At 63.1% G+C, this 24,755-nt stretch carries 21 protein-coding genes; 15 read left to right on the forward strand and 6 right to left on the reverse strand.

The window, feature by feature from the left end; genetic code table 11:
- The 4 genes from V1283_RS04710 (at position 1) to V1283_RS04725 (ending at position 5,082) form a co-directional block, all read left to right on the forward strand.
- Positions 1 to 1,287, forward strand: coding sequence for an O-antigen ligase family protein (locus V1283_RS04710; RefSeq protein ID WP_442895701.1), 1,287 nt, complete (start codon positions 1 to 3; stop codon positions 1,285 to 1,287).
- Positions 1,288 to 1,372: 85 nt separating this feature from the next.
- Entirely contained in the window at positions 1,373 to 3,289 is a 1,917-nt protein-coding gene (locus tag V1283_RS04715) for an SDR family NAD(P)-dependent oxidoreductase (RefSeq protein WP_334385287.1), read from the forward strand.
- Positions 3,290 to 3,335: 46 nt separating this feature from the next.
- Entirely contained in the window at positions 3,336 to 4,538 is a 1,203-nt protein-coding gene (locus tag V1283_RS04720) for a glycosyltransferase family 4 protein (protein ID WP_334385288.1), read from the forward strand.
- Between the two features lie 118 nt (positions 4,539 to 4,656).
- Positions 4,657 to 5,082 carry a GFA family protein gene (locus V1283_RS04725; protein WP_334385289.1) on the forward strand — a complete coding sequence of 142 codons (426 nt, stop codon included), beginning with the start codon at positions 4,657 to 4,659 and terminating at the stop codon, positions 5,080 to 5,082.
- Here V1283_RS04725 and V1283_RS04730 read toward each other — a convergent pair whose 3' ends face one another.
- Together V1283_RS04730 and V1283_RS04735 are read right to left on the reverse strand one after the other, a co-directional pair.
- Positions 5,083 to 6,096: an MraY family glycosyltransferase gene (locus tag V1283_RS04730; protein WP_334385290.1), complete on the reverse strand. Its 1,014-nt coding sequence runs from the start codon at positions 6,094 to 6,096 to the stop codon at positions 5,083 to 5,085.
- Between the two features lie 28 nt (positions 6,097 to 6,124).
- Positions 6,125 to 7,084: a lysylphosphatidylglycerol synthase transmembrane domain-containing protein gene (locus V1283_RS04735; RefSeq protein WP_334385291.1), complete on the reverse strand. Its 960-nt coding sequence runs from the start codon at positions 7,082 to 7,084 to the stop codon at positions 6,125 to 6,127.
- A 177-nt stretch (positions 7,085 to 7,261) separates the two neighbouring features.
- Between V1283_RS04735 and V1283_RS04740 the strand changes: the two genes are divergently transcribed.
- The 7 genes from V1283_RS04740 (at position 7,262) to V1283_RS04770 (ending at position 16,878) form a co-directional block, all read left to right on the forward strand.
- A complete protein-coding gene (locus tag V1283_RS04740) occupies positions 7,262 to 8,242 on the forward strand; it encodes an NAD-dependent epimerase (RefSeq protein ID WP_334385292.1) in 981 nt (326 codons plus the stop codon).
- Positions 8,243 to 8,249: 7 nt separating this feature from the next.
- Positions 8,250 to 9,662: a mannose-1-phosphate guanylyltransferase/mannose-6-phosphate isomerase gene (locus tag V1283_RS04745; protein ID WP_334385293.1), complete on the forward strand. Its 1,413-nt coding sequence runs from the start codon at positions 8,250 to 8,252 to the stop codon at positions 9,660 to 9,662.
- A gap of 169 nt (positions 9,663 to 9,831) precedes the next feature.
- Positions 9,832 to 10,848: a Gfo/Idh/MocA family oxidoreductase gene (locus V1283_RS04750; protein ID WP_334385294.1), complete on the forward strand. Its 1,017-nt coding sequence runs from the start codon at positions 9,832 to 9,834 to the stop codon at positions 10,846 to 10,848.
- Between the two features lie 28 nt (positions 10,849 to 10,876).
- Complete coding sequence (locus V1283_RS04755; protein ID WP_334385295.1) at positions 10,877 to 12,028, forward strand: DegT/DnrJ/EryC1/StrS family aminotransferase; 1,152 nt, start codon at positions 10,877 to 10,879, stop codon at positions 12,026 to 12,028.
- A gap of 117 nt (positions 12,029 to 12,145) precedes the next feature.
- Positions 12,146 to 13,687, forward strand: a complete 1,542-nt coding sequence (murJ, locus tag V1283_RS04760; RefSeq protein WP_334385296.1) for a murein biosynthesis integral membrane protein MurJ — start codon at positions 12,146 to 12,148, stop codon at positions 13,685 to 13,687.
- 330 nt (positions 13,688 to 14,017) lie between these two features.
- Positions 14,018 to 16,327: a xanthine dehydrogenase family protein molybdopterin-binding subunit gene (locus V1283_RS04765; RefSeq protein WP_334385297.1), complete on the forward strand. Its 2,310-nt coding sequence runs from the start codon at positions 14,018 to 14,020 to the stop codon at positions 16,325 to 16,327.
- Positions 16,328 to 16,431: 104 nt separating this feature from the next.
- Positions 16,432 to 16,878: a c-type cytochrome gene (locus V1283_RS04770; RefSeq protein ID WP_334385298.1), complete on the forward strand. Its 447-nt coding sequence runs from the start codon at positions 16,432 to 16,434 to the stop codon at positions 16,876 to 16,878.
- Positions 16,879 to 17,042: 164 nt separating this feature from the next.
- On the opposite strand, the gene V1283_RS04775 is transcribed toward V1283_RS04770, so the two are convergent.
- Complete coding sequence (locus V1283_RS04775) at positions 17,043 to 17,462, reverse strand: CHRD domain-containing protein (protein WP_334385299.1); 420 nt, start codon at positions 17,460 to 17,462, stop codon at positions 17,043 to 17,045.
- Positions 17,463 to 17,629: 167 nt separating this feature from the next.
- On the opposite strand from V1283_RS04775, the gene V1283_RS04780 reads away from it, so the two are divergent.
- Entirely contained in the window at positions 17,630 to 18,565 is a 936-nt protein-coding gene (locus tag V1283_RS04780) for a c-type cytochrome (RefSeq protein ID WP_334385300.1), read from the forward strand.
- A 21-nt stretch (positions 18,566 to 18,586) separates the two neighbouring features.
- Here the strand turns inward: V1283_RS04780 and V1283_RS04785 are convergent, their stop codons facing one another.
- The 3 genes from V1283_RS04785 to V1283_RS04795 all read right to left on the reverse strand — a co-directional run bounded on the left by V1283_RS04785 (position 18,587) and on the right by V1283_RS04795 (position 21,045).
- Positions 18,587 to 19,411, reverse strand: coding sequence for a J domain-containing protein (locus tag V1283_RS04785; protein WP_334385301.1), 825 nt, complete (start codon positions 19,409 to 19,411; stop codon positions 18,587 to 18,589).
- Between the two features lie 247 nt (positions 19,412 to 19,658).
- A complete protein-coding gene (locus tag V1283_RS04790) occupies positions 19,659 to 20,729 on the reverse strand; it encodes an Ldh family oxidoreductase (RefSeq protein WP_334385302.1) in 1,071 nt (356 codons plus the stop codon).
- A gap of 70 nt (positions 20,730 to 20,799) precedes the next feature.
- Positions 20,800 to 21,045: an Lrp/AsnC ligand binding domain-containing protein gene (locus V1283_RS04795; RefSeq protein WP_029583462.1), complete on the reverse strand. Its 246-nt coding sequence runs from the start codon at positions 21,043 to 21,045 to the stop codon at positions 20,800 to 20,802.
- Between the two features lie 132 nt (positions 21,046 to 21,177).
- Between V1283_RS04795 and thiD the strand changes: the two genes are divergently transcribed.
- The 3 genes from thiD to V1283_RS04810 all read left to right on the forward strand — a co-directional run bounded on the left by thiD (position 21,178) and on the right by V1283_RS04810 (position 24,503).
- Complete coding sequence (thiD, locus tag V1283_RS04800; protein WP_334385303.1) at positions 21,178 to 21,978, forward strand: bifunctional hydroxymethylpyrimidine kinase/phosphomethylpyrimidine kinase; 801 nt, start codon at positions 21,178 to 21,180, stop codon at positions 21,976 to 21,978.
- 225 nt (positions 21,979 to 22,203) lie between these two features.
- Positions 22,204 to 23,697, forward strand: coding sequence for a hypothetical protein (locus V1283_RS04805; protein ID WP_334385304.1), 1,494 nt, complete (start codon positions 22,204 to 22,206; stop codon positions 23,695 to 23,697).
- 20 nt (positions 23,698 to 23,717) lie between these two features.
- Complete coding sequence (locus tag V1283_RS04810; RefSeq protein WP_334385305.1) at positions 23,718 to 24,503, forward strand: peptidoglycan recognition protein family protein; 786 nt, start codon at positions 23,718 to 23,720, stop codon at positions 24,501 to 24,503.
- The last annotated feature ends 252 nt before the right edge of the window (positions 24,504 to 24,755 follow it).

A 24,755-nucleotide genomic window follows, 5' to 3' on the forward strand; every position in this document is an offset into this window, starting at 1 on the left:
ATGAATTTCATCGGCTCGATGGTCTCTCGACTGCTTTCATCCGCGCGCGATCCGGCGGTACGGATTTTCAACGTCGATCTTATCGCGGTGCTGGTAGCGGTGTTATTGCCGTGGTCGACCAGCGGCGTGGGCATCGGCATGCTGCTCTGGCTTGCCGCTCTGGCCGCGACCCTCGAACTGCGCCCGTTCCTGCGATCGTTGCAGCGTCCAATCTGCGCGCTGCCGATCGCGCTCGTTGCGCTTGCGGCGCTGGGAACCCTGTGGTCGGACGCACTCTGGGGCGCGCGCCTCTATGCGCTGAGCCCGGCGACGAAGCTGCTCTTTCTGCCGTTCCTGTTCTATCATTTCGAGCGCTCGACGCGCGGCATGTGGGTATTCATCGCGTTCCTGGTGTCCTGCACGCTGCTGACGGCCGCGTCCTGGATGGTTGCGATTGATCCCAGCCTTTCGCTGAAGGCTCCCGGCGAGGCGACAGGGCACGGCATCTTCGTCAAGAACTACATCGACCAGAGCCAGGAATTCGTGTTGTGCACGGTCGTGCTTGCTTTCCCCATCATCACGCTGCTGCGAGAAGGGAAAATCCGGCAAGCGCTGTTGCTGACCTTGGTCGCGGCGAACTTTGTCGTCAACATGGTGTTCGTCGTCGTGTCGCGCACGGCACTGGTGACGCTGCCGGTGATGCTCGCTGTGTTCGCAATGGCGCACCTGAAATGGCGTACCAACATCATGCTGTTCGTCGCCGCCGCCATGCTCGGCGCGCTGGCCTGGACGCTATCGCCTCATCTGCAGGCGACGACCGACAAGTTCACGCGGGACTACCAGATCTACAAGGAATTCAACCAGCCGACATCGATCGGGCTGCGGCTCGAATTCTGGGAGAAGTCGTTGCGGTTCTTTGCCGAGGCGCCGGTCATCGGCCACGGCACGGGATCGACGCGCCGGCTGTTCGAGGCGGCGGCGACCGGCCCTGCCGTGCTGGCGCAGGGGCAGGTGATCGGGAACCCGCACAACCAGACCCTTAACGTCGCGGTCCAGTGGGGCACGGTCGGGGTCGTGATCCTGTATGCGATGTGGCTTTCGCATTTCGCGCTGTTTCGCGGCGAGGGGCTGGCGGCCTGGATCGGGCTGATGGTGGTGCTGCAGAACGTGTTCAGTTCGCTGTTCAACTCGCATCTATTCGATTTTCATGAAGGCTGGATGTATGTGCTGGGCGTCGGCATAGCCGGTGGCATGGTGCTACGCGCCAGATCGGAGGCCGCGGAATCTTCCGGAACAGTCCGGCCATGATCGCTGGCATGCGCGCCGCAGATAAGATATCAGCGGGCCAGGGACGCCTTGCAAATCCCGATCGTTTCCGCAGCCGGCCATTGGAATGACGCCTCTTTCGCAACTGACCCGTCGCAATTACCTGATCGCAGCGCATGATGCGCTGGCGACAGCGTTTGCGCTGCTCGCAAGCTTCTATCTGCGCTTCGAGGGAGGCGAGGCCTTCTATGCCCGCCTGCCGCTGTTGCTGCGTATTCTGCCCCTCTTCATCGTTTTCAGCGTCGTGATCTGCTACGTCTTTAACCTGACGACGACGAAATGGCGTTTCATTTCGCTCCCCGATGCGCTGAACATCATGCGTGTGGCCAGCGTTCTGACGGTGGCGCTCATCGTGCTGGACTATGCCTTCATTTTCGGGGCATCGAGCGGCAAGGCGCCGGTGCTGTTCGGCCGCATCACCATCGTGCTCTACTGGTTCCTCCAGGTGTTCGCGCTGAGCGCGCTCCGTTTCGGCTATCGCTATTTCCGTTACTCGCGCGTTCGTCGCCATGCCCAGACCGAAGGGGCGTCGTCGACGCTGCTGATCGGCCGCGCCGCCGACGCCGAGGTGCTGTTGCGCGCAATCGAGAGCGGCGCGGTCAAGCACCTTTGGCCGGTCGGCGTGCTGTCGCCGTCGGCCGCGGACCGCGGCCAGTCGATCCGCAACGTGCCGGTGCTCGGCGGCCTCGACGATGTCGAGGATGTGGTGCGCGATTATGCCGGACGAGGAAAACCGATCTCGCGAATCGTGATGACCCCGTCGGCGTTCGAACCCGAGGCGCATCCCGAGGCGGTCCTGATGCGCGCCAAGCGGCTCGGCCTGTTCGTCAGCCGCCTGCCATCGCTCGAAAGCGGCGATGTGCCGAGGCTGACCAATGTCGCCGTCGAAGACCTGCTGCTGCGGCCGAGCGAGAAGATCGACTACGCGAGGCTCGAAACGCTGGTGAAAGGCAAGGCGGTGATCGTCACCGGCGGCGGCGGCTCGATCGGTTCGGAGATCTGCGACCGCGTCGCGACCTTCGGCGCCGCGCGGCTGCTGGTGATCGAGCATTCCGAACCGGCGCTTTATGCGGTGACGGAGGCGCTGGCGGCGCGCGCGGCCAATGCCGTGATCGAGGGCCGTATCGCCGATATCCGCGATCGTGACCGGATCATGAACCTGATGCGGGAATTCAAGCCCGATATCGTTTTCCATGCCGCCGCCCTGAAGCACGTGCCGATCCTCGAGCGCGACTGGAGCGAGGGCGTCAAGACCAACATCTTCGGGTCGGTCAACGTCGCCGACGCCGCGCGGGCGGCGGGTGCAACCGCAATGGTGATGATCTCGACCGACAAGGCGATCGAGCCAGTCTCGATGCTGGGCCTGACCAAGCGCTTTGCCGAAATGTATTGCCAGGCGCTCGACCATGACCTGATGACGCAATCGGACGGCAAGCCGCACATGCGGCTGATTTCGGTGCGGTTCGGCAACGTGCTGGCCTCCAACGGATCGGTGGTGCCGAAATTCAAGGCACAGATCGAGGCCGGCGGCCCGGTCACGGTGACGCATCCGGACATGGTCCGCTACTTCATGACCATCCGCGAAGCCTGCGATCTTGTGCTGACCGCGGCCACCCATGCGCTGACGCCGGCGCGGCCCGATGTCTCCGTCTACGTCCTCAACATGGGGCAGCCGGTCAAGATCGTGGAGCTTGCCGAGCGGATGATCCGCCTGTCCGGCCTCGAACCCGGCATCGATATCGAGGTGGTGTTCAGCGGCATGCGGCCGGGCGAACGGCTGAACGAGATCCTGTTCGCCAGCGAGGAGCCGCCGGTGGAGATCGGGGTCGCCGGCATCATGGCGGCCAAGCCGAACGAGCCACCGATGCAGACCTTGAGCAAATGGCTCGCGGCGCTGGAGGATGCGATTGCGCGGGACGACCGTTCCACCATCCGCGCGGTGCTCAAGGATGCCGTGCCCGAATTCGGCTCGAACGCCGCCTGAACTTTTTCGGTGCCCGCCGGCCGTGCGGGCCGTTTCGAAAGCCATGATGCAGAAGTCCCGAAAAGTCGTCGTCGTCAGCCAGCATTATCCGCCGGATCCGAGCACGACGGCCGCGATCATGGCGGCGATCGGGGAACGCGTGGCGCGGAAAGCCGAAGTCCTGGTGCTGTCGGGGACGGCAGGCTCCGCCGCCAAAGCGGCTGCCGGCAAGCCTGCGGTCGTCGAAGTGAAGAATTGGATGCCCGGCAAGGCTGCGTTGCTCAAGCGCGCTTTGGCCGAACTGCTGTTCACGATCCGGATGTTCGCTACGCTATTGCTGAAGCTGCGCCGCGGCGACGTCGCGCTCACCGTGCCCGCACCCTTCATGCTGCCCTATGCATTCGCCGCCGCCGCGAAATTGAAGGGCGCGAGGTCGGTGCTGATCATGCACGATCTCTATCCCGACGTTCTCATCATGGCGGGCCTGCTGAAGCCGCAGTCGATCGTGGCGAAAGCGATGCGCGCCTTGAACGCGCCGATGTTTCGCGCGCTCGACGCCGTCGTCATCATCGGCCGCGATACCGAAAAGCTGCTGCTGCGCTATGGCGGAATGACAAGCGACAAGATTCGCTTCATACCGAACTGGGCGACGCTCGAGCGCGGCGTTCGCGCGGTCGATCCAGATAATCCTTATCGCCGGCCGCTTTCCGCCCGCTTCGTCGTCGGGCTTTCCGGCAATCTCGGCTTTACCCACGATCCCGTCATCGTGTTCGAGGCCGCGCGATTGCTGCGCGAGAGCAGGGACATTCATTTCCTGCTGTCGGGCTGGGGGATCGGATTCGATCAATTGCGCGCGATGCAGGCCGAGGCAAAGCTTCCGAACGTCACGCTGGTCGATCGCGTCGAGGACGACCAACTCGAGACGTTTCTTTCTGCGGCGGACGTCTGGATCATTCCCTACCGCCGGAACGCCGCGGGCGTATCGGTACCCAGCCGGTTCTACAATCTGCTGGCGATCGGCCGCCCGGTGATCCTGGTTTCCGAAGCGGATGCCGAGGCGGCGTTGACGGTGACCGAACACGATGTCGGCTGGGTCGTCCAACCCGGCAGTGCCGATGAGCTCGCGAACACGGTTAGCCGCGCCGCCGGCGCCGAAGATCCGCGGCGGGCCGAGCGCGCCGCGGAAATTTCCCGACGTTTCGATTTTGAGATCGCGATGACCGAGTATTGCAGCCTGATCCGCGAGCTTTTGCAGCAGAAACGGAATTAGGCCGTGGAATCACAAGCACGCAGCCGCAGCCGAACGACGCGTTGACGTCGCCAAGACGGTCTCGTACGCCCACCAAGACCGGGCGAAAGAACTGATCTGAACAGGGGACACAGACAATATGGTGGACGACACGAACGTTCGGGCTGGCCAGTGCCATTGCGGTGCGGTGCGTTTCGAGGTGACGCTCAGCGACGGCTTCGATTCGATCCGCCGCTGCACCTGCTCTTACTGCCGAATGCGAGGCGCCGTCGTTGTCATGGCGGAAATGGGTGGGATCAAGGTCCTGCAGGGCGACGATGCGTTGACAAGCTACCGCTTCCATACCGGATCAGCGCAGCACTTCTTCTGTTCTCGCTGCGGAATATACACACATCATCAACGACGATCTAACCAGAATTCATATGCTGTAAACGTGGCTTGCCTGGACGGCGTGAGCCCTTTCGATTTCCCTGAGGTGCCTGTCACGGATGGCGTCAATCACACGAACGACACCGGCAGGCCAACGCGTCGAGCAGGCACGCTCCGCTTCACCCCGGCTGATTGACTATCGCTGCCGGCGGGAAAAACGGCGCATCAGGAGCGCCGTGGCGAGGCCGCCGATGACGAAGAGCAGGACGGCGATAGCGGTCGACGAGGTCATGGCCGCGCCGATCGCCAGCGTCGCCAGCAGGACATTGAGTGCAAATACTTCGCGCACCACACCTGATACGGAAAATCCGTTGTCGGTGGCGCGCTGGTAGAAATGGGTGCGGTGAGCTGCCCAGAACGGCTCGCGCCGTGCCATCCGCCGAAACAGCGTGACAGTCGCGTCGGCGAGATAATAGAGCGGCAACAAAAGGGCGGCCGCAACCTGCTGATGCCAGGCGAGTTGCAGCAGACACCAGCCGGCCAGCAGGCCGATCGGCAGGCTGCCGACGTCGCCGAGAAAGATCTTCGCCACCGGCCGGTTGAACGGCGCGAAGCCGAGCATCGCCCCGAACAGCGCCGCGGCGATGATCGTCACAGGCGCCGGAAGTTCGGCGAGCCAGCCGAGCAGAACGAGCGCGCCGGTGACGGGCACGATCTCGGCAACCGTCATCAGGTCCAGCCCGTCCATGAAGTTGACGAGGTTCACGAACCACAGGCCTGCGAGCAACAGCAAGCCGCGCTCGAGCCATAGCGGGCAGGCGGGAACGATCCGCAAGTTTTCCGGCGTGGCAAAGATCACCGCGGCGACGGCGAGCCCCTGCAGCAGCAGCCGCGGCACTACGGGGATGGAATTGACGTCATCGGCAAAACCTACGGTCGCGATGAACAGCGTCGCCACGAATACCGCGACGGGAATTTTTATCTCCGCCGCGCCGGCAAAGGCGATGACCGCAACGGCCGCGATCAGCGTGGCCGCGACCACCGCGATGCCCCCGCCTTGCGGCGTCGGAACCCGATGGGACGAGCGCGCATTTGGCTTTGCCAGCGCTATCCGAATCAGCATCGGCCGGATCGCCCATGTCAGGACGCCCGACAACAGCGCCGCCGGCACTGCGGCGGCCAACGACAGCAGTAGTTGCGAACTGGCCATTCTATCCGCGTGGAAAGTTGCTCGGCAATTATTTGGGAACTTCTATCGGCACCGTGCCCTGCGCGGCCTTCTCGGCGCTCAGTATCCAGACCAGCCCGCCGACCGCGCCGACGATGAAGTATACCGCGCCAAAGAGCAGGGAGATGTTGACGCCCTCGTTGGCCATCAGCCCGGCATAGCCGAACGCGAGCCCCATGCTGGCTTCGCGGACGCCCCAGCCGGCAATCGAGATCGGCACCATGGTGATCAGCATGACCGGCGGAACGAGCTGGAAGATCTGGCCGAACAGCACGGGGGCTTCGATCGATTGCACCACGCACCAGGCGATGACGACGGCGAGCACGTGCACCAGCAGCGACAACACGGCGACTTTCGGGCCGTGAACGCGGCCGAACAGCACGCGATTGGCGATCACCGAACAGGCGTGGATGTGGTGGGTGCCCCACCAGTGCTTCAGCCACGGCCATGGCAGCCGGCCGAGCACGAGAAATCCGAGGCCGCCGGCAAGGGCTGCGAAATCCACGAAAAGCAAGGCCGACCTGCCGTGCGGATCGGTGATCAGGCGGTAGCTCCAGGGCAGGCTTGCGACGATCACCACCGCGAGCGCGATCAGGCCGATGGCGCGGTCGACAAAGATCGAATAGGTCGCAGCCCGCCAGCCGTGGCCGCTGCGCGCGACCAGCCACAGCCGCACCGCGTCGCCGCCAATCGAGGAGGGCAGCGTCTGGTTGAAGAAGGTTCCGATCACGTTGAAGCGCATCGCCTGCCGCGTCGGCAGCGGTGCGCCGCACTCCGCGCTGATCTCGCGCCATCGCAGCACGCCGATGAATATCTGCAGGAACGTCACGGCGATCGCCACGCCGAGCCAGCTCAGGCTGGAAACGTCGATGCGGGCGACGAGCTCGGCGAGGTCGACCTTGCGCAGCGAGAAATACAGGAGCGCCGCCGAGACCACAATCTTCAACGTCGAAAGCAGGATACGGCGCATCTCGCCCGTGCGGGGTTTGAGAAGGGGTGCAAAAAGCGATGCAATTCGGCGCCTTGGTATGGTTTTCAGGCCGATCTGGCAATAGCGGGGCTGCTAGGTGTTGCGGCGGCCTCGCCAACGCAGGTAAAGAGGCCCGGACAGAGATTTCAGCCTTGAGCGCTGCCTTCCAAGGATACGATGCCGGATCAACCCATATTGGTCACTGGAGCTGCGGGTTTCATCGGCTTCCACGTCGCTCGCCGGCTGCTCGCCGAAGGCCGCGCCGTGGTCGGCCTCGACAATCTCAACGATTATTACGATCCGGCGCTGAAGCGGGCCAGGCTGGACATCCTGCGCGGGGAGCAGGGCTTCGCGTTCGAGCAGATCGATCTCGCCGATCGCGCCTCAATGGAACGCCTGTTCGCCGAACATCGCTTTGCCAGGGTGGTGCATTTCGCGGCGCAGGCCGGCGTGCGTTATTCGATCGACCATCCGCATGCCTATGTCGGCGCCAATCTCGAAGGCTTCGTCAATGTGCTGGAGGGGTGCCGGCATCACGGATGCGGCCATCTGGTCTATGCATCTTCGTCGTCGGTCTACGGCGCCAATACGAAACTACCGTTTTCGGTAGACGACAAAACCGATCATCCGGTCAGCCTCTACGCCGCCACAAAGAAGGCCAATGAGCTGATTGCACATTCCTATAGCCATCTCTACCGGCTTCCGGTAACGGGCTTGCGGTTCTTTACCATCTACGGGCCGTGGGGACGGCCCGATATGGCGGTTTTCCTGTTTACCAAGGCGATCGCGGAAGGGACTTCGATCCGGCTCTTTAACCATGGCAGGATGCGGCGAGACTTTACCCATATCGACGATGCGGCGCGTGTCGTATTGCAACTGGTCGACCAGCCCCCGCACGAGGGCGACGCGGCGCCGGCAAGAGTTTACAATGTCGGCAATAATCATCCGGAGGAACTGACCCATGTGGTAGCAGTTCTGGAGCGGGAATTGGGCCGCGCGGCGATCAGGGAGATGCTGCCGATGCAGCCCGGAGACGTGACCGAAACCTTCGCCGATGTCGCAGAATTGATGCGCGACACCGGCTTCAGGCCGCAGACCTCGATCGAGGACGGGCTTGCCGATTTTGTCGCCTGGTATCGTGACTACTACAGGATCTGAGACGCCGATGAACCGACGAATTATCCCCCTGATCATGTGCGGCGGCGCGGGAACGCGGCTGTGGCCGGCCTCGCGCGAGGTTCACCCCAAGCAGTTCCTGTCCTTGTTCGGGGCGCGCTCGACGTTCCAGGACACGCTGTTGCGGGTTTCCGATGCTGATCTGTTTGAACGGCCCGTCATCATCACCAACAACGCCTATCGCTTCATGGTGCTCGAGCAACTGGCGGAGATCGGGCTGGAGGCCGACGTGCTGCTCGAACCGATGCGGCGCGATTCCGGGCCTGCGATCGCGGCCGGCGCCGCCTTTGCAGAGACGCGCGACAAGGATGCGATCGTGCTGGCGCTCGCCGCCGACCACGTCGTGAGCGACCCGCCCGCTTTCCTCGCCGCTTGCCGCGAGGGACTGGCTGCCGCGGAAGCCGGCCACATCGTGACGTTCGGCGTGCAGCCCGAGCGCGCCGCCACCGAATATGGCTACATCAATCCGGGCGAGGCTATTTCCGGAAAGGTCCGCGCGGTCGCGAAGTTCGTTGAGAAGCCGGACCCAGCAACGGCTGCTGACTATGTCGAGGCCGGCTATCTCTGGAACAGCGGCAACTTCATGTTCCGCGCCGCCGTGCTGACGGATGAATATCGCAAGGTCGATGCGGAAAGCGTCCAGGCCGTGACGGATGCGGTGACCAAGGCAGGCACCGATCTCGGATTCGTCAAGCTCGACGAGGCCGCATTCGGATCGGCGAAGTCGATATCGATCGATTACGCAGTAATGGAAAAGACCGCGCGCGCCGCGGTTGTGCCGGTCGCGTGCGGCTGGTCCGACGTCGGCTCCTGGCATGCGGTGTGGGAATTGTCCGGCAAGGATGGCGACGGCAACGCGGCGCGGGGCGCTGCGGTGTTCGAGGATTCCCGCAATTGCAACGTATCGACCGACCGCGCGCTGGTCGCGCTGGAAGGTGTCGACGACCTCGTGGTGGTCGCGACCCAGGACGCCGTGCTGGTCAGCAGGCAGCAGGACGCCAACGGGCTGAAGCGGCTCGTCGCGAGGCTGAAGACGGTGGCGCCGCAGGTCACCGAGGACCACATCCGGGTGCATCGGCCCTGGGGATCCTATCAGTCGGTCGACAATGGCGACCGTCATCAGGTCAAGCGCATCATCGTCAAGCCGGGCGGGCGGCTCTCGCTGCAGAAGCACCACCACCGTGCCGAGCACTGGATCGTGGTGCGCGGAACGGCGCAGGTCACCGTCAATGAACTGGTCAAGATCGTGCACGAGAACGAATCGATCTACATCCCGATCGGCGCGGTGCACCGGCTGGAGAATCCCGGCAAGATCCAGTTAGAATTGATCGAAGTCCAGACCGGCAGCTATTTCGGCGAGGACGACATCATTCGCATCGAGGACGACTACCAGCGCAGTTGAGCGACCCGGTAGTTCTACCGGGCGCAGTGCCTAAGTCTCGCCAGAACAATGTAATTGTTTGAATCAAAACGTGTCCAGAAACGGTCGATGGCATTCGCCACATTTGTGACGGCGTGCTAGAGAACCGGCGGGGGCGTGGCTGGCGCAATCTGCTTGGGGTCGACAAATCATGAGTATCAAAGGATTCGCATCTGATGCGAAGACCGACGCGACGCGCGGCTTGCGCGTCGGCGTAGTCGGCGCGGGCGTGATGGGCAGCAACCATGCCCGCGTGCTGGCCGGTCTGTCCGGGGTGACGCTGGTCGGCATCGTCGATCCGTTGCCGGAACACCGCGCGCGGGCCGTCGCGCTCGTCGGCTGCCGCGCGTTCGCCGAACTCGACGAACTGTTTGACGAGGGCGTCGACGCCATCACGATCGCAGCACCAACCCATCTCCATCACGAGATTGCGCTCGCCTGCATCACGCGCAACATCCACATCCTGGTTGAGAAGCCGGTCGCCTCGACGGTGGAGGAGGGCCAGGACATCGTCAACGCGGCGCGCAGCGCCGGCGTGACGCTGATGGTCGGCCATGTCGAGCGCTTCAATCCGGCGGTCGCCGCGATCAAGCAGGCGATCTCGGGCGAGGATATTCTTTCGATCGGCATCACCCGGGTCGGGCCGTTTCCGCCGCGGATGTCCAATGTCGGCGTCGTGATCGATCTCGCCGTGCACGATATCGACCTGATCCGCTGGTTCACCGAATCCGATATCGTCGAGGTGCAGCCGCAGCTTTCCAGCGCGGTCGCCGAGCGCGAGGATATCGCGCTGCTGCAGTTCCGCACCGCCTCGGGCGTGCTCGCCCACATCAACACCAACTGGCTGACGCCGTTCAAGGCGCGCAGCGTCACCGTTGCGACCCGCGGCAAATATGTGATGGGCGATCTCCTGACGCGCCAGGTGACCGAATGCTTCGGCTTCAAGCCCGACGGCAGCTATTCGATGCGGCATCTGCCGGTCGGCCATGACGAACCGCTGCGCGCCGAGCTGATCGCATTCCTCGATGCCGTCCGCACCGGCAATGTGCCGGCGGTTTCCGGCGACGAGGGCGTCGCCAGCCTCGAAATCGCGATCCGCTGCCTCGAACAGCCCGCCAAGCCCGCGGCCTCCGCCGCGCGCAAGGGACCGCGCCGCATCGTCGGCTGAACCTTAATTCCGATCCAAGCAAGGCTCCATGAACCAGCACATGCGTCCAGAACCCGTTCCCTTCTATGACCTCGGCTCGCAGCGCCGGCGGCTCGGCACCTCGATCGATGAGGCGATCTCGCGCGTGACGAGCCATTGCCTCTTCATCAATGGTCCGGAAGTTGCCGTGCTGGAGAAGGCCTTGGCGGATTTCTGTGGCGCCAAGCATGTCGTGAGCTGCGCGAGCGGCACCGACGCGCTTTTGATGGTGTTGATGGCCAAGGACGTCGGCCCCGGGGACGCCGTCCTGTGTCCGTCGTTCACGTTCTGCGCGACCGGCGAAGCCGTGGCGCTGACCGGCGCGACGCCGGTTTTCGTCGATGTCGATGCAGCAACCTATAACATGGACGCCACCTCGCTCCGGCGCGGCATCGCGACGGCGAAGCAGCGCGGCCTGAAGCCGCGGGCCGTGATCCCCGTCGACCTGTTCGGCCAAAGCGCCGACCACGATGCGATCGCCGAGGTCGCGCAGGCCGAAGGCCTGTTCGTGCTCGATGACGCCGCGCAAGGTTTTGGCGCGAGCTACAAGGGCCGCCGGATCGGCTCTTTGGGACTTGCGACCGCGACCAGCTTCTTCCCCACCAAGCCGCTCGGCTGCTTCGGCGATGGCGGCGCCATCTTTACCGATGACGACAAACTTGCCGAGACGCTGCGCAGCATCCGCGTTCACGGCCAGGGCTCCGACAAATACGACAATATGCGCCTAGGCTTGACCGGGCGCCTCGATACAATGCAGGCGGCGGTCCTGATCGAGAAACTGAAGATTTTCGGGGACGAGATCGCGGCCCGCAATCGCGTTGCGGAGCGCTATGCGCGCGGCCTCGGCAACCTCGTGACGGTGCCGCGGCTGGCTCCCGGATGCACCTCGATCTGGGCGCAGTACACCATCCGCCTGCCTGAGGGGACCGACCGCGACGGCTTTGCGGCGGCGCTGAAGGCGCAGGGCATTCCGACGATGGTCTATTATACGAAATCGATGCATCAGCAGACCGCGTACAAGGGCTTCCCGGTAGCGGATGGCGGGCTGCCGGTGAGCGAAAAGCTCTCGGACGATGTCATCAGCCTGCCGATTCACGCCTATCTCGACGAGCCGGCGCAGGATCGCGTCATCGAGGCGGTGCGCGGCGCGCTTCAGGCATGATCCCGACCCGAAGGGCCGCGTTAGCGCAAAGTGGTCTTCCGGTTTTCAGACCGGATCATGCCTAAACAGATAACTCCCTGATTTCCCCGTCTCGCGAATATGCGCTAGAAGCGGCGCATGCTCGGACGTATCTTCACCGTCGGCGGTTACACGCTGCTCTCGCGGCTGACCGGATTCGCGCGCGACATCATGCTCGCCGCGATTCTCGGTGCCGGTCCCGTCGCGGACGCGTTTTTCGTGGCGCTGCGGCTGCCCAATCATTTTCGCGCGATCTTCGCCGAGGGCGCCTTCAACGCCGCCTTCGTGCCGGCCTATGCGCATCTGCACGGCAAGAGCGAAGCGTCGGCAAAACTGTTCGCCGACCGCATCTTCACGCTGCTGTTTGCCGCCCAGGTGATCCTGCTCGTCGTGGCCTGGTGGTTCATGCCCGAGGTGATCGCCATCCTCGCGCCGGGGTTCAAGGACGATCCGGCGCGCGGCGAACTCGCGATTTCGCTGACGCGGATCACGTTTCCGTATTTGCTGCTGATCACGCTGGTGACGCTGTATGGCGGCATGCTCAACGTGATGCATCGCTTTGCCAGCGCCGCCGCCGCGCCGATCTTTCTCAATTTGTCGATGATGGCGACGCTGGCGCTGGCCGCGTTCTTTCCAGGCGCGGGTTACGCCGCCGCATGGGGCGTCCTGCTCGCCGGCGTCCTTGAATTCCTGCTGCTGGCTGGCGATGCGGCCAGGACCGGCATCCTGCCGAAATTCGCTTCCATCAAGTTCGATGAAGACGTGCGCGCGTTCTTTCGGGCGTTGGGCCCTGCGACCATCGGTTCGATGGGAACCCAGATCGCGTTGTTCGCCGACACCATCATCGCGACCTTTCTGCCGGCAGGCGCGCTTTCGGCGCTGTATTATGCCGACCGTCTCAACCAGTTGCCGATCGGCGTGATCGGGATCGCGATCGGTACCGTGCTGTTGCCGGAAATGTCGCGGCGCCTCACTGCGAACGATGTCACTGGTGCATCAGCCGCGCAGCGGCGCGCGTTCGAATTCTCGCTGTTGTTTTCGGTGCCGTTCGTCGCCGCCTTCCTGACCGTGCCTGACGTCATCATGCGCGCGATGTTTGCGCGCGGCGCGTTCTCGAAGGCGGATGCCGCAGCCGCTGGCGCCACGCTGGCCGCTTACGCGATCGGCCTCGTTCCATTCGTGACTATCCGCAGCGCGGTCGCGACCTTCTACGCCCGCCACGACACCGCGACGCCGGTCAAGGCGGCGCTGACCGGCGTTGCCGTCAACGTGGCGCTGAAGGTCGCGTTGATGGGCACGCTGGCGCAAATCGGCCTGGCGCTTGCCACCGCCATCGGAGCCTGGGTCAATCTGCTGCTGGTGCTGTTCTTCGCGGTGCGGGCAGGTTACCTCGAACTCGATCGCGCCTGGATGACGTCGCTCGCCAAGTTCGCGGCGGCCGGTGTCCTGCTCGCCGCCGCACTTTGGGCCACCGCGCGATTCGCGGCCTTCTATTTCGCATCAATGCATACTTTCCGCGATGAGACTGCATTGTTGCTGCTGATTGTCGCCGGCGCGTTCGTTTATGGGGTTATCATCCTGCTGCTGTTCGGCAGGGGATGGCTGTTTGTGCTGGTCCGCGACCGCCAATCCCGGGGCTAAACTTCTGTGAATAAAGGGAATTTCTGGAAGTCGCGCGTTGGCCGCGTTGACGCATTTGGCGTCTGCTGACGGAAAAACGCCGGCATTGTGGGCCGGGCATCATCAAGTTTTCTTTTGTGCAGGTGCGGAAAATCCGGCCGCTGGAATAGTGGTCGCCGCCGAAAGCGGATTTGCGCTGGCTCGCGAACCGCTGCAATATAGAACGCTTCCAGCTGCGTGATCCGGAAACGCGGGCACCGGGTTCTCCGAAAGGATCATGCTCAAAGACAAAAGTGGGTGCGGTGACGTTTCCAGGAAAACTCGTCACGCGCTAATGGAATTGGAGATACGATGGCAGCTCCCATCAAATTCGGCGTCGGTCAAAGCGTGCTCCGCAAGGAAGATGACGCGCTGATTCGCGGCAAGGGCCGCTACACCGACGACCATTCGCCGCAGCCTGCGATGCACGCGCTGATGCTGCGCTCGCCGCATGCGCATGCGAAATTCACCATCAACGTCACCAAGGCCCGCGGGATGCCGGGCGTGTCGTTGATTCTGACCGCGGCCGAGGTCGGCGATCTCGGCGATCTGCCGTGCCTGTTCAACCTGGAAACCGATCCTTTCACCGGGCCGCCATATCCGATCCTCGCCAAGGACGAGGTGCGCCATGTCGGCGACGCCGTGGCCTTCGTGGTCGCCGATACCATCGACCAGGCCCGCGACGCGATCGAGGCGATCGACGTCAAATGGACGCCGCTGCCCGCCGTGGCCGGCGTCGTCAACGCCGTCAAGCCGGGCGCGCCGCAGGTCTGGCCCGACAAGCCCGGCAACCTGCTGTTCGACGTGCCGGTCGGCGACAAGAAGGCGGTTGAAGGCGCCTTTGCCAAGGCGCATGCGGTCGCCGAAGTTTCGATCGTCAACCCGCGCGTCATCACCAACTTCATGGAAACGCGCGCGGCCGTCGCCGAATACGACGCCAAGCGCGATCACCTGACGCTGACCATCGGCAGCCAGGGCAGCCATCGCCTGCGCGAAATCCTGTGCGGCATGGTGCTGAAGATGCCGATGGAGAAGATGCGGGTGATCTGCCCCGACGTCGGCGGCGGCTTCGGCACAAAACTGTTTCCCTATCGCGAATACGCGCTGATTTCAGTTGCCGCGAAAAAGCTGCGCAAGACCATCAAATGGACCGCCGACCGCTCCGATCACTTCATGGGCGACGCGCAGGGCCGCGACAATGTCACGACCGCGAAGATGGCGCTGGCCGAGGACGGCAAATTCTTAGGGATGGATGTCGACCTGATGGGCGACATGGGCGCCTATCTCTCGACCTTCGGGCCCTATATCCCGCATGGCGGCGCCGGCATGCTGCCCGGGCTCTACGACATCCAGGCCTTCCACTGCCGCGTCCGCACCGTGTTCACCAACACCGTGCCGGTCGACGCCTATCGCGGCGCCGGGCGCCCGGAAGCTGCCTATGTGATCGAGCGGTTGGTCGATGCCGCAGCACGCAAGCTCGGCATGACGCCGGACGCGATCCGGCGCAAGAATTTCATTCCGCCAAAGGCGATGCCCTACAAGACCGCGACCGGAAAGGTCTACGATTCCGGTGACTTCACCGCGCATATGAAGCGCGCGATGGAAGTCGCCAACTGGAAGGAATTCCCCAAGCGCGTCAAGGCGGCGAAGAAGGCCGGCCTGGTGCGCGGCATCGGCCTTGCGAGCTATGTCGAGGTTTGCGGCACGATGGGCGAGGAGACCGCCAATGTCGCGCTCGATCCCAATGGCGACATCTCCATCCTGATCGGCACCCAGTCGAGCGGGCAGGGCCACCAGACGGCTTATGCGCAACTCGTCGCCGAGCAGTTCGGTGTGCCGCCGGAGCGCGTCCACGTCCTGCAGGGCGACACCGACAAGATCGCCACCGGTCTCGGCACCGGCGGCTCGGCTTCGATCCCGACCGGCGGCGTCAGCGTGGAGCGTGCGACGCGCGACCTCGGCGGCAAGCTGAAGGAGATCGCCGCCGAAGCGCTGGAGACCAGCGCGGGCGACCTCGAGATCAGCAATGGCCTCGTGCGCATCGCCGGCACCGACCGCTCGATCAGCTTCGCCGACCTTGCGAAACGGCCCGGCGTCGATCCCTCGAAATTGAATGCGAGTGCGACCTTCGCGCAGGCCGACGGCACCTATCCGAACGGCACGCATCTCGCCGAAGTCGAGATCGATCCCGCCACCGGCATCATCAAGATCGTCAACTATGTCATCGTCGATGATTTCGGCGTGACGCTCAATCCGCTGCTGCTCGCCGGCCAGGTGCATGGCGGGGCGATGCAGGGGATCGGCCAGGCCTTGATGGAGCAGGCGGTCTACAGCACAACCGACGGCCAGCTCGTCACCGGTACGTTCATGGACTATGCGTTGCCGCGTGCGGCCGACGGCCCGTCATTCCATTTCGAAACGCACAACGTGCCGTGCACGACCAATCCGCTCGGCGTCAAGGGCGCGGGCGAGGCGGGCGCGATCGGCTCCTGTCCCGCCGTGGTCAATGCAATCATCGAGGGGTTGTACCGCGAGTACAAGATCGACCACATTGATATGCCGGCTACGGCCGAACGGGTCTGGATCGCGATCCGCGAGGCGCAGAAACGGCATAATCTCTGATATTTTGTCGCAGGCGGAATGAAGCTCCGACTGCGGTGTTTGCAAAAAGCTGGTCCGCACCATCTTGGGGCCGGTACAAACCCGAATTGAAGGGAATTTAGCCAATGAAGCGGATCGTCGTCGTCGCAGCGGTGCTTGCATTCAGTGCCGGTGCGGTCGTTGCACAGCAGGATCAGGTCAAGCGGACCCAGGGCATGATGAAGGACAATGGCAAGAACGCTGGCGCGTTGTCGGCGATGGTCAAGGGCGAAAAGCCCTACGACCAGTCGACTGTCAATGCCGCGCTGGCCCAGTTCGAAGACACCGCCAAGAACCTTCCGACGCTGTTCCCCGCGAGCATGAAAGGTCTTAAGCTGGAGGGTGATTACGATCCCTCGCCGAAGATCTGGGAAGACAAGGCTGGCTTCGAGTCCCAAATTCAGAACTTCGCCAGGGTCGTCGCTGATGCCAAAGGCAAGATCAAGAATCTCGACACGCTAAAGGCGGAACTGCCTGTCATCGGCAAGCAGTGCGGTGGCTGCCACGAGACATACCGGATCAAGAAGGGCTGATCGCATTCTAACTTTGAGCACGATCTTCTCGGAAAACCGATACACATTTTTCCGGATCATGCTCTGGCCCCAAAAAAGGGCGGACGCCGCGAAGCGTCCGCTCTTTTTTGTTCAATCGCGCTCGAACTTACCTACTTCGTCACCAATTTACTTGGTGACTTGATTTATTTGGTTACCTGGCCGCGGATTTCGCCGCCCGGATTGGCTGCGGTGTGAATGTTGACATAGTACTTGCCCGAGGCGAGGTCGGCGGCTTGCGCATCGGTCAGCGTTGCGCTGCCTTCGACCGGGCTAGACGTCGCATTGGGGATCGCAACCGCTACGCCGGCGTTCTTGCCGGCTTCGGCGGGACCGTGGAAATGCGCGGCGGTGGCCGGACCGGACAGGCCGGAATAGGTGACCTTCCAGCTCAGCTTCTTGCTGGCGGGATCGTAGTCGATATCGGCGGTGCCGGTGGCAGCGCTGGTGTTCGGCGGCACCTCGGCCTTGCCGTTGAGCGTCGCTTTCATCTTGCCGGCGAAGGCGGGACCGGCAACAGCCATCGCTGCTCCGAGCGTGAGCGTGACAAGCATGGTCTTGTTCATGGTGTTTCTCCCTGTTGACGTCAGACGGCGATGTCAGCCTCAAAACAACGACTTGCCGGATTTATTCCCGAAATCAATTCAAGCGCCTGAAATTTCGTGGAAGCCTTTGGCGCAAGGTGCGGCCATACTGGACGTCGGGTGGAGGCTCCCTGATAACGGACCGTTGAATGCTGCGACGAATTTTCCTTGTCTTGATCCTGGCCGGCGCTGCCGGTGCCGGCATCTTCTGGTGGCTGACGGTCCCGGCGGTCGTTGCTCCGGCTTCGCTTGCTCCCCGCACGCCGAACCTCGCCAACGGCGTCACAACGTTCAATGCCGGCGGCTGTTCCTCCTGCCACGCCGTTCCCAACCAGCCCGATCGGCTGAAGCTCGGCGGCGGGCTTGCAATGCCGTCGCCGTTCGGAACGTTTTATGTTCCCAATATCTCGCCGGATCCCACTTACGGGATTGGCCGGTGGAGCGAGGCGGATTTCGTCACCGCGGTGCTCAAGGGGACTTCGCCGGGCGGCCAGCATTATTTCCCGGCCTTTCCATATGCGTCCTACCAGCATGCGACGGTCGAGGACGTCCGCGATCTTTTTGTCTACCTGAAGACGCTTGCGCCGGTGGCCGGCAAGCCGCGCGACCACGAGGTGCCGTTTCCATTCAATATCCACCGCAATGTCGGTATCTGGAAATGGCTGTTCATGGACGGCAAGCCTTACACAGCGGACGCCTCGCATTCGGCGTCATGGAATCGCGGCGCCTATCTCGTCAACGGTCTGGGCCATTGCGCCGAGTGCCACAGCCCGCGCAACTTCCTCGGCGGCATCGTCGAGGCGCAACGCTTCGCAGGCGGGCCCAATCCGGAGGGCGAGGGCTGGGTTCCCAACATCACCCAGAAGGGATTGGCCGAGTGGAGCGCGAAGGACATCGCCTACTTCCTGGAAACCGGGCAAACGCCTGACGGTGACAGTGCCGGCGGAGCGATGGTGCGGGTGATCAGGAACACGTCGCAATTGCCGCCGGAGGATCGCGCCGCCATCGCGGAATATGTGAAGTCGCTGCCGCCGGTCGAGGGACCGCCACGGCCCAAGAAGGCGAAGGAGGCCGAGAAGTCATGACCGGCACGTTGCCGCCCGCGATCAAGGCGTCAAGGCTGCGGTGATCGGCATTCGCCTCTCTGGCGGCCCAAGGGGCGCAGCAGGCGCAGGAGGCAGGATCGCCAGCGGTGGCTTGCGCGGTGCGGGCGTGGCGATCTTGGCCCGCCGCGATTCCGTGGCCGGCTTGGGTGGCGCGAGAGCGGCGAACGGGTCGAAATCGCCGACGCGATACAGAACGATGCCGCGATCGAAACTGGCGGTTGCGAAGCGCGGATAATATTGAATCGCCAGATTGTATGAGACGAATCCTGGCACCGGTTCGAAACGGCCGATAGAAGCGGCGTTTGCCTCTTTCGCTGCGGGCGCAGCCGCCGATGTCACGGCGGCGCCGGTGGTCGATGCGTCCGCTTCGCGCTGGACGCGCGGTTCATCCGAAGCGGTGATGTCAGGATGCAGCGCTGCGACGACTTGCGCTTCGCCGACGATCCCATCCGGCGCGATTTCCGCTGCGCCAGGTGGTTTTGAAAACATTCCGAACAGGACGTAGCCTCCGACCAGCACCGCCGAAATGACCGTTGCCGCCATCGTGTTGGAAGCGACCTTGCCGATAACCTCATAGGTACGCACAGCCGTCGCGGCCGCCGGCGGCTGGAGCGCGATGGCGAGCAGTTGATCATAGGTCGCGCGCTGCTCGGTATCGGTCAGGATGTCGTAGGCGCGCACCAGCTCCCTGAACCTCAGGGCAGCATCGGGATTGTCGGGGTTGATATCCGGATGCGTGGACTTGGCGGCCTTGCGGAATGCGGTCCGCAGCCCCTCGGCGTCATCGCTCGGAAGCGCTCCGAGCAAATCGTATAGCGTCCCCATGGTGGTACTCGCGACTGTTTCCCCCTCGGAACACCCCCGCCGCGGAGCCCTCCGATTGACGACGCCCTAGGTAATCAAAAATATCAAGGCGGTAGAATGATGCTCTTATGGCAAAAGCATGCAATTCGGACGGTATGGTTAACGGGCATTAACGGACGTCTGCCGCGAGCACGCTTGGCCGGGGGCTATGGAGTAATGCCCGACCTTGAACGTCATCCCGAGATCTTTGTTCACCCAGGACACCGGCCTAGAGCCGTGCAATTCCAAGGTCTTCGGCAACTCCGTTCAGCCCGCGCATCAACGCCGGTGCAATGGGAATGCCAAGGCTCGTCCGCCTGACCCGCGTTTCATGACTGCGTTCGCCGGGCACCCAGATGCGGTCCACGCCCGGCATGCGCCGGCTGTTGCGGAAATCACGCACCAGCCCATCGACGCTTCGCTTGAAGGTGGCGACGTCGCCGAACGCGGCGATGTTGATCGCGGCGATCGCCTGTCCGGTGTTGGTGACGCTGTGGTCGTCGTGATTGAAGTCGATCACGTCGTGGCCCATCGCGGCGCCGCCGAGCGTGCCTGCGAGCAGGCCGATGATCATCGCCAGGCCGTAGCCCTTGTATCCGGCCTCCATGCCGCCGAGCGGCAGCAGCATGCCTTCGTCGGCGCGTTTCGGATCGGTCAACGGCTTGCCTTCGCGGTCGATCATCCAGCCCTCCGGCATGGTCTCGCCGCGCAACGCCTTGGTCTTCACCTTGCCGTAGGCGGCGACCGTCGTCGCCATGTCGAGCACGATCGGATTTTCGTCGCCGGCCGGAATGGCCGCCGCGATCGGGTTGGTCGACAGCAGCATGTCGAGGCCGCCCCAGGGCGGAAGGTGGTTGGCGTTGCCGACCGCAAAGTAGAGCCCGATCATGTCATGGGCGAGCGGCATCGTGGCGTAGAGCGAGGCGGGGCCGGCATGGTTTGAGAACTGCGAGTTGACCCAGCCTATTCCGGTGCTGCGCGCCTTTTCGATCGCCATCCCGGCCGCGCGTTTCATCACGAGGTGGCCCATGCCGTTGTCGCCGTTGAGGACGGCCGTGCCGGCGTGCTCGTGCACGACATGGATGTTCGGGCGGACATTGAAGCCGCCGGCCTTGATCCGCCTGACATATTGCGGCAACCGGCTGACGCCGTGCCCGTCCGAGCCCTGCAGGTCGGCCGCCGCCATCAGGTCCGCGACCGTTGCAGCATCGGTCTCCGGCAAGCCGACCGCGGCGAGCGCTTGCTGAATGAAGGCCTTCAGCCGGCCAAAAGTGACTGATGTCTCGGACAGGACGGGCACTCCCTGAGGCCCCGCGGGCATGGCCGCGCGCGGGGCGAAGTCGAAGGCGGGCAGGCGGGGCCTGCCATTGCTAGCCCGTGCCGAACGCCTTGAAGGTGATGATGGTGTGGGTGTCCTGGATGCCCGGAATCACCTGCACCTTCTCGTTGACGAAATGGCCGATGTCGGTGTCGTTGTCGACGTAGAATTTGACCAGCAGATCGTAATCGCCGGCGGTGGAATAGATCTCCGAGGCGATCTCGGCCTCCGCGAGCGCATTGGCGACGGCATAGGACTGGCCGAGCTTGCATTTGAACTGGACGAAGAAGGGAACCATCGCTGTCGTCTCCGAAAATGTTGGCCCCAATAGGCCAAAAACCACGCCCTATGGCAAGCCAGCTTGCCGCCTGTGCCATGCCGCGGTAGGACAATTCATGGCCCTCAACACACGATTTGCGCGAGGCTTGCGATGACGACACCGATCGCGCTGACGATCGCGGGCTCCGATTCCTCTGGAGGGGCCGGCATCCAGGCCGACCTCAAGACGTTCGCCGCGCTCGGCGTCTACGGCGCTTCCGTGATCACCGCGCTGACCGCGCAAAACACCACAGGTGTCAGCGGCATCCACCAGGTGCCGGCGGAATTCGTCGCCGCGCAGATCGACGCGGTGTTTGCCGACCTCGACATCGGCGCGGTCAAGATCGGTATGGTAGCGCATCCGCCGGTCATCGATGCCATCGTCGCCGGGTTGGCGCACTGGTCGCCGAAGCACGTCGTGCTCGATCCCGTGATGGTCGCAACCTCGGGCGATCGACTGCTCGCGGCTGAGGCCGTCGACGCGCTGCGGACAAAACTCATTCCGCTGGCGTCCGTGATCACGCCCAATTTGCCGGAAGCGGCAGCGCTGCTCGACGAGGCCGTGGCGGCGGACGAAGCCACCGTCGAGAAGCAAGGCAGGCGATTGCTGGCCCTGGGGTGCAAGGCGGTGCTGATCAAGGGCGGCCACGGGGAGGGCGCCGAGAGCATCGACTACCTCGTTGATTCCTCCGGTGTCACCGCACTCGCCGCGCCGCGCATCGCCACAAAAAATACCCACGGCACCGGCTGCTCGCTCTCCTCGGCGATTGCCGCTGGATTGGCGAAGGGCGAGGGCATGGAAACCGCCGTGCGCAACGCCAAGGCCTGGGTCAGCGCGGCGATTGCAGCTGCAGACCGCTTCAGCGTTGGCCGCGGTCACGGGCCGATCCATCATTTTCATGGATTCTACTAGGCCGCGACGGCCTCATCGGCCTCTTGGCCGAGGTCGACATCATAACCTTGCAGACCTCGCGCCTCTACGTGTGCCTCTCTCGCGTGCCGTCGTCCCGGAGATTGCACGAAGTCTTGCTAGCGTCCCAAAGCTGCAATATCCTGAGACCCATTGTTGGCGACCGGAATAGTCCGGAAAATTTGTTGCGCAGTCCGATTTCAGCTTTGCATATTGCCGGAGTATTTCATGGGCACGCCATGCAGCTTCGATGCAGGACAGATGACGTTCGCGGGATCACCCGTCGAACAGGCGCGATGTCTTCTTCGCTTCGTCAAACGCGTCGGCGAGGTTGATAACACGCCGGCCGTCCTTCCCCAGGTTCTTACAACTCTGCTGTCACAGCTCCTCAACCTCGGCATCACCAAGTCCCAACTCAGGTCCTACCTGCAGAAGCAAGGCATTCCGGAGAGTACGGTGGGCGGTTCGATAACCGACCGACTGTGTCATGCCGATACGGATAACCCGTCTGCACCTCCGGCGCGGTATTTCGTCATTCACGACACAAGCTTCAAGCTGAAGGCCAGCGAGACGTTCGATCCGGCCTTCATCAATACCACCAACTGGTCCGGCAACCGGCTCGCAACCCTTCCCCGCGGCAAGACTCATATTTTCATCACGCGCCTTGGGCAGACGCTAACCGATAAGAGCTATCTGACCCCTTGGCGTGCCACCCAATTCGAGCTGAAGCCGAACCACACGCGCTTCAGGGGATTGTTCCTGCATCACGAGTTGGTGCAGCCCCGCAAGGGTCCGGGCAATACCGATCCAGATTCTCCTGATCCTGGCTTTACGCCCGAGCAGTATGTGCGGCTGGCTCTTCAATATGTGATCGCGAGTGTCCGGCGCGGCAATTGGATGGTTCCGACGTTTCACTGTGTGTTGGATCTGGGCGTCGGCACGCATGACGATCCGCAGCGTTTCGATCTTGCGGCCTGGGGTGCCGCACTGGATGACGTGCTTGCTGCGGTGCGTGCCGAAAGAAACGCGACACCGAGTTTCACCACAGCGGTCACGGCAGCGCCGGTCAGTTTCAATACGCCTGCCGCCAGTTCCATTACTAGTGACCGGAGAGGAGGATCGACGACAAGCGGCCTCCAGGGCCAGACCCGTGAGCCCGCTCCTGGAATCGTTGTGATCGACGCGGTTGAGACGCTGACGGCGTTTCGAGAGGCTAGATCGCTTGGTCCCGCGCGCATGGTACGCCAGACCCGAACGACGAGCTCTGAAATGACGATTGTTGAACAGCCCGACTATTGCTGGGGCAGGCGCTCCCTGCCCAACGCGGAGCTTGTCGAAGTCAGCCAAGGCCTTGACAGCAGTCGTGGTGTCTTCAAGGGCAAGGCGACCTTCTTCGGGAAGGGTGATACGGAAGATGAAGGAATCGGCGAGCCAGTCTTTGGCACGGTGCAAACTGACAGCAGTGTCTTCGGAATATCCTTGAAAAAGGCACGCCTGCTGGAGTTCGGCCTTGTTGCCGAAGCAAGAGGGATTCTGCATCCGACTGACAAGGGGCTGCGTGCGATCGTCGAAGTGTTTTTCCCCGATACCGGTCGTTTGGTGAGATTGCCGCTCGTCGATATCGGGCGCGGCAGCCGGGGGGCCGGGGCGCACTGCCGTTGCGGCGCTCACCGTGGCGGCGACGGCATTTCTGCAACGCCTTACCGAAAACGATATCAATAGGCTCGACGACATCATCGTGCATGCACGCGTTCTCGCCTAGTGCTCGTCTCTTGACCCACAGAACGAAGGGAAAACGAATGGCCAAGTGTCCGTTTGCGCAATGGATGCCACTACCCTGGAGCGCGGGCCACTACGTCGCTGGCCCGTTCAAGATTGTCCATCACACTACCGAGGGATCGACGGCGGCCGGCGCCTTCGCGACCTACCAGCAAAGCCACGACATCCCGCATTTTACGGTGGACGAGCAATTCATCTATCAGCACCTTGACACTGATGTTGCTGCGAGGGCACTGGCACACCCGGCTGGAACAGTTGAGACCAACAGACATTCAGCGATCCAGTTCGAACTGGTCGGCTTTGCAGGAAGGCCCAAAAAGAAGGCTAGTCTGACAAACGTTGGCCGATTGTGCCGCTGGATCGAGAGCACGCACGGCGTGCCTCCGGAGTGGCCGAACGGCTATCCCAATCCGCCCGTCAACGGTCGCGATCCCGGACATCACAACCGGAATGAACAGAACTGGAAGACCAAGGGCGGTCACTACGGGCATTGTCATGTTCCCGTAAATACCCATTGGGATCCCGCCTATACCGCTGATGAAGTGGCCTATGTGATGGGAGTGCCGGCAACTGACGACGTACAACTTGTCGCAGAAAAAGAAACGTTGCTGGAGATGAGCCGCCGGACGGCAACTCCGCGCGCTGCGCGACGAGCAGTCGGGAAGAAGAAGGCGGCTCGACCTGGCAGCCGTAAGCCTCGCGCAACCAAGACCCGCGCAACCAAGGCACGCAAGAAACGAAAGTCATAGGGTGTGAACACCCCGGCGCTGTGCCGAAAGGCCCGTGGCTGTCCAGCGCGCGCCATCGGTGACGGCGCCTCTCGCGCTCGGCGCCGCGGGTGATCGCCGTCCGGTGTGCGTGAGCCGTGGCGGGACGTGGAATCCGGTTCCGGCTTGCACGGGGGATTGAAGTCATCCCGGTTTGGCGTCCTCCCCCGTCCGATCATGTGGCTCCAATACCGTATGTCGCTTCTCTGTCGTATCGCGCTGCTATCCGCGAGG

It is taken from the genome of Bradyrhizobium sp. AZCC 2262 (genome assembly GCF_036924535.1).
In the GTDB taxonomy this organism is placed as follows: domain Bacteria; phylum Pseudomonadota; class Alphaproteobacteria; order Rhizobiales; family Xanthobacteraceae; genus Bradyrhizobium.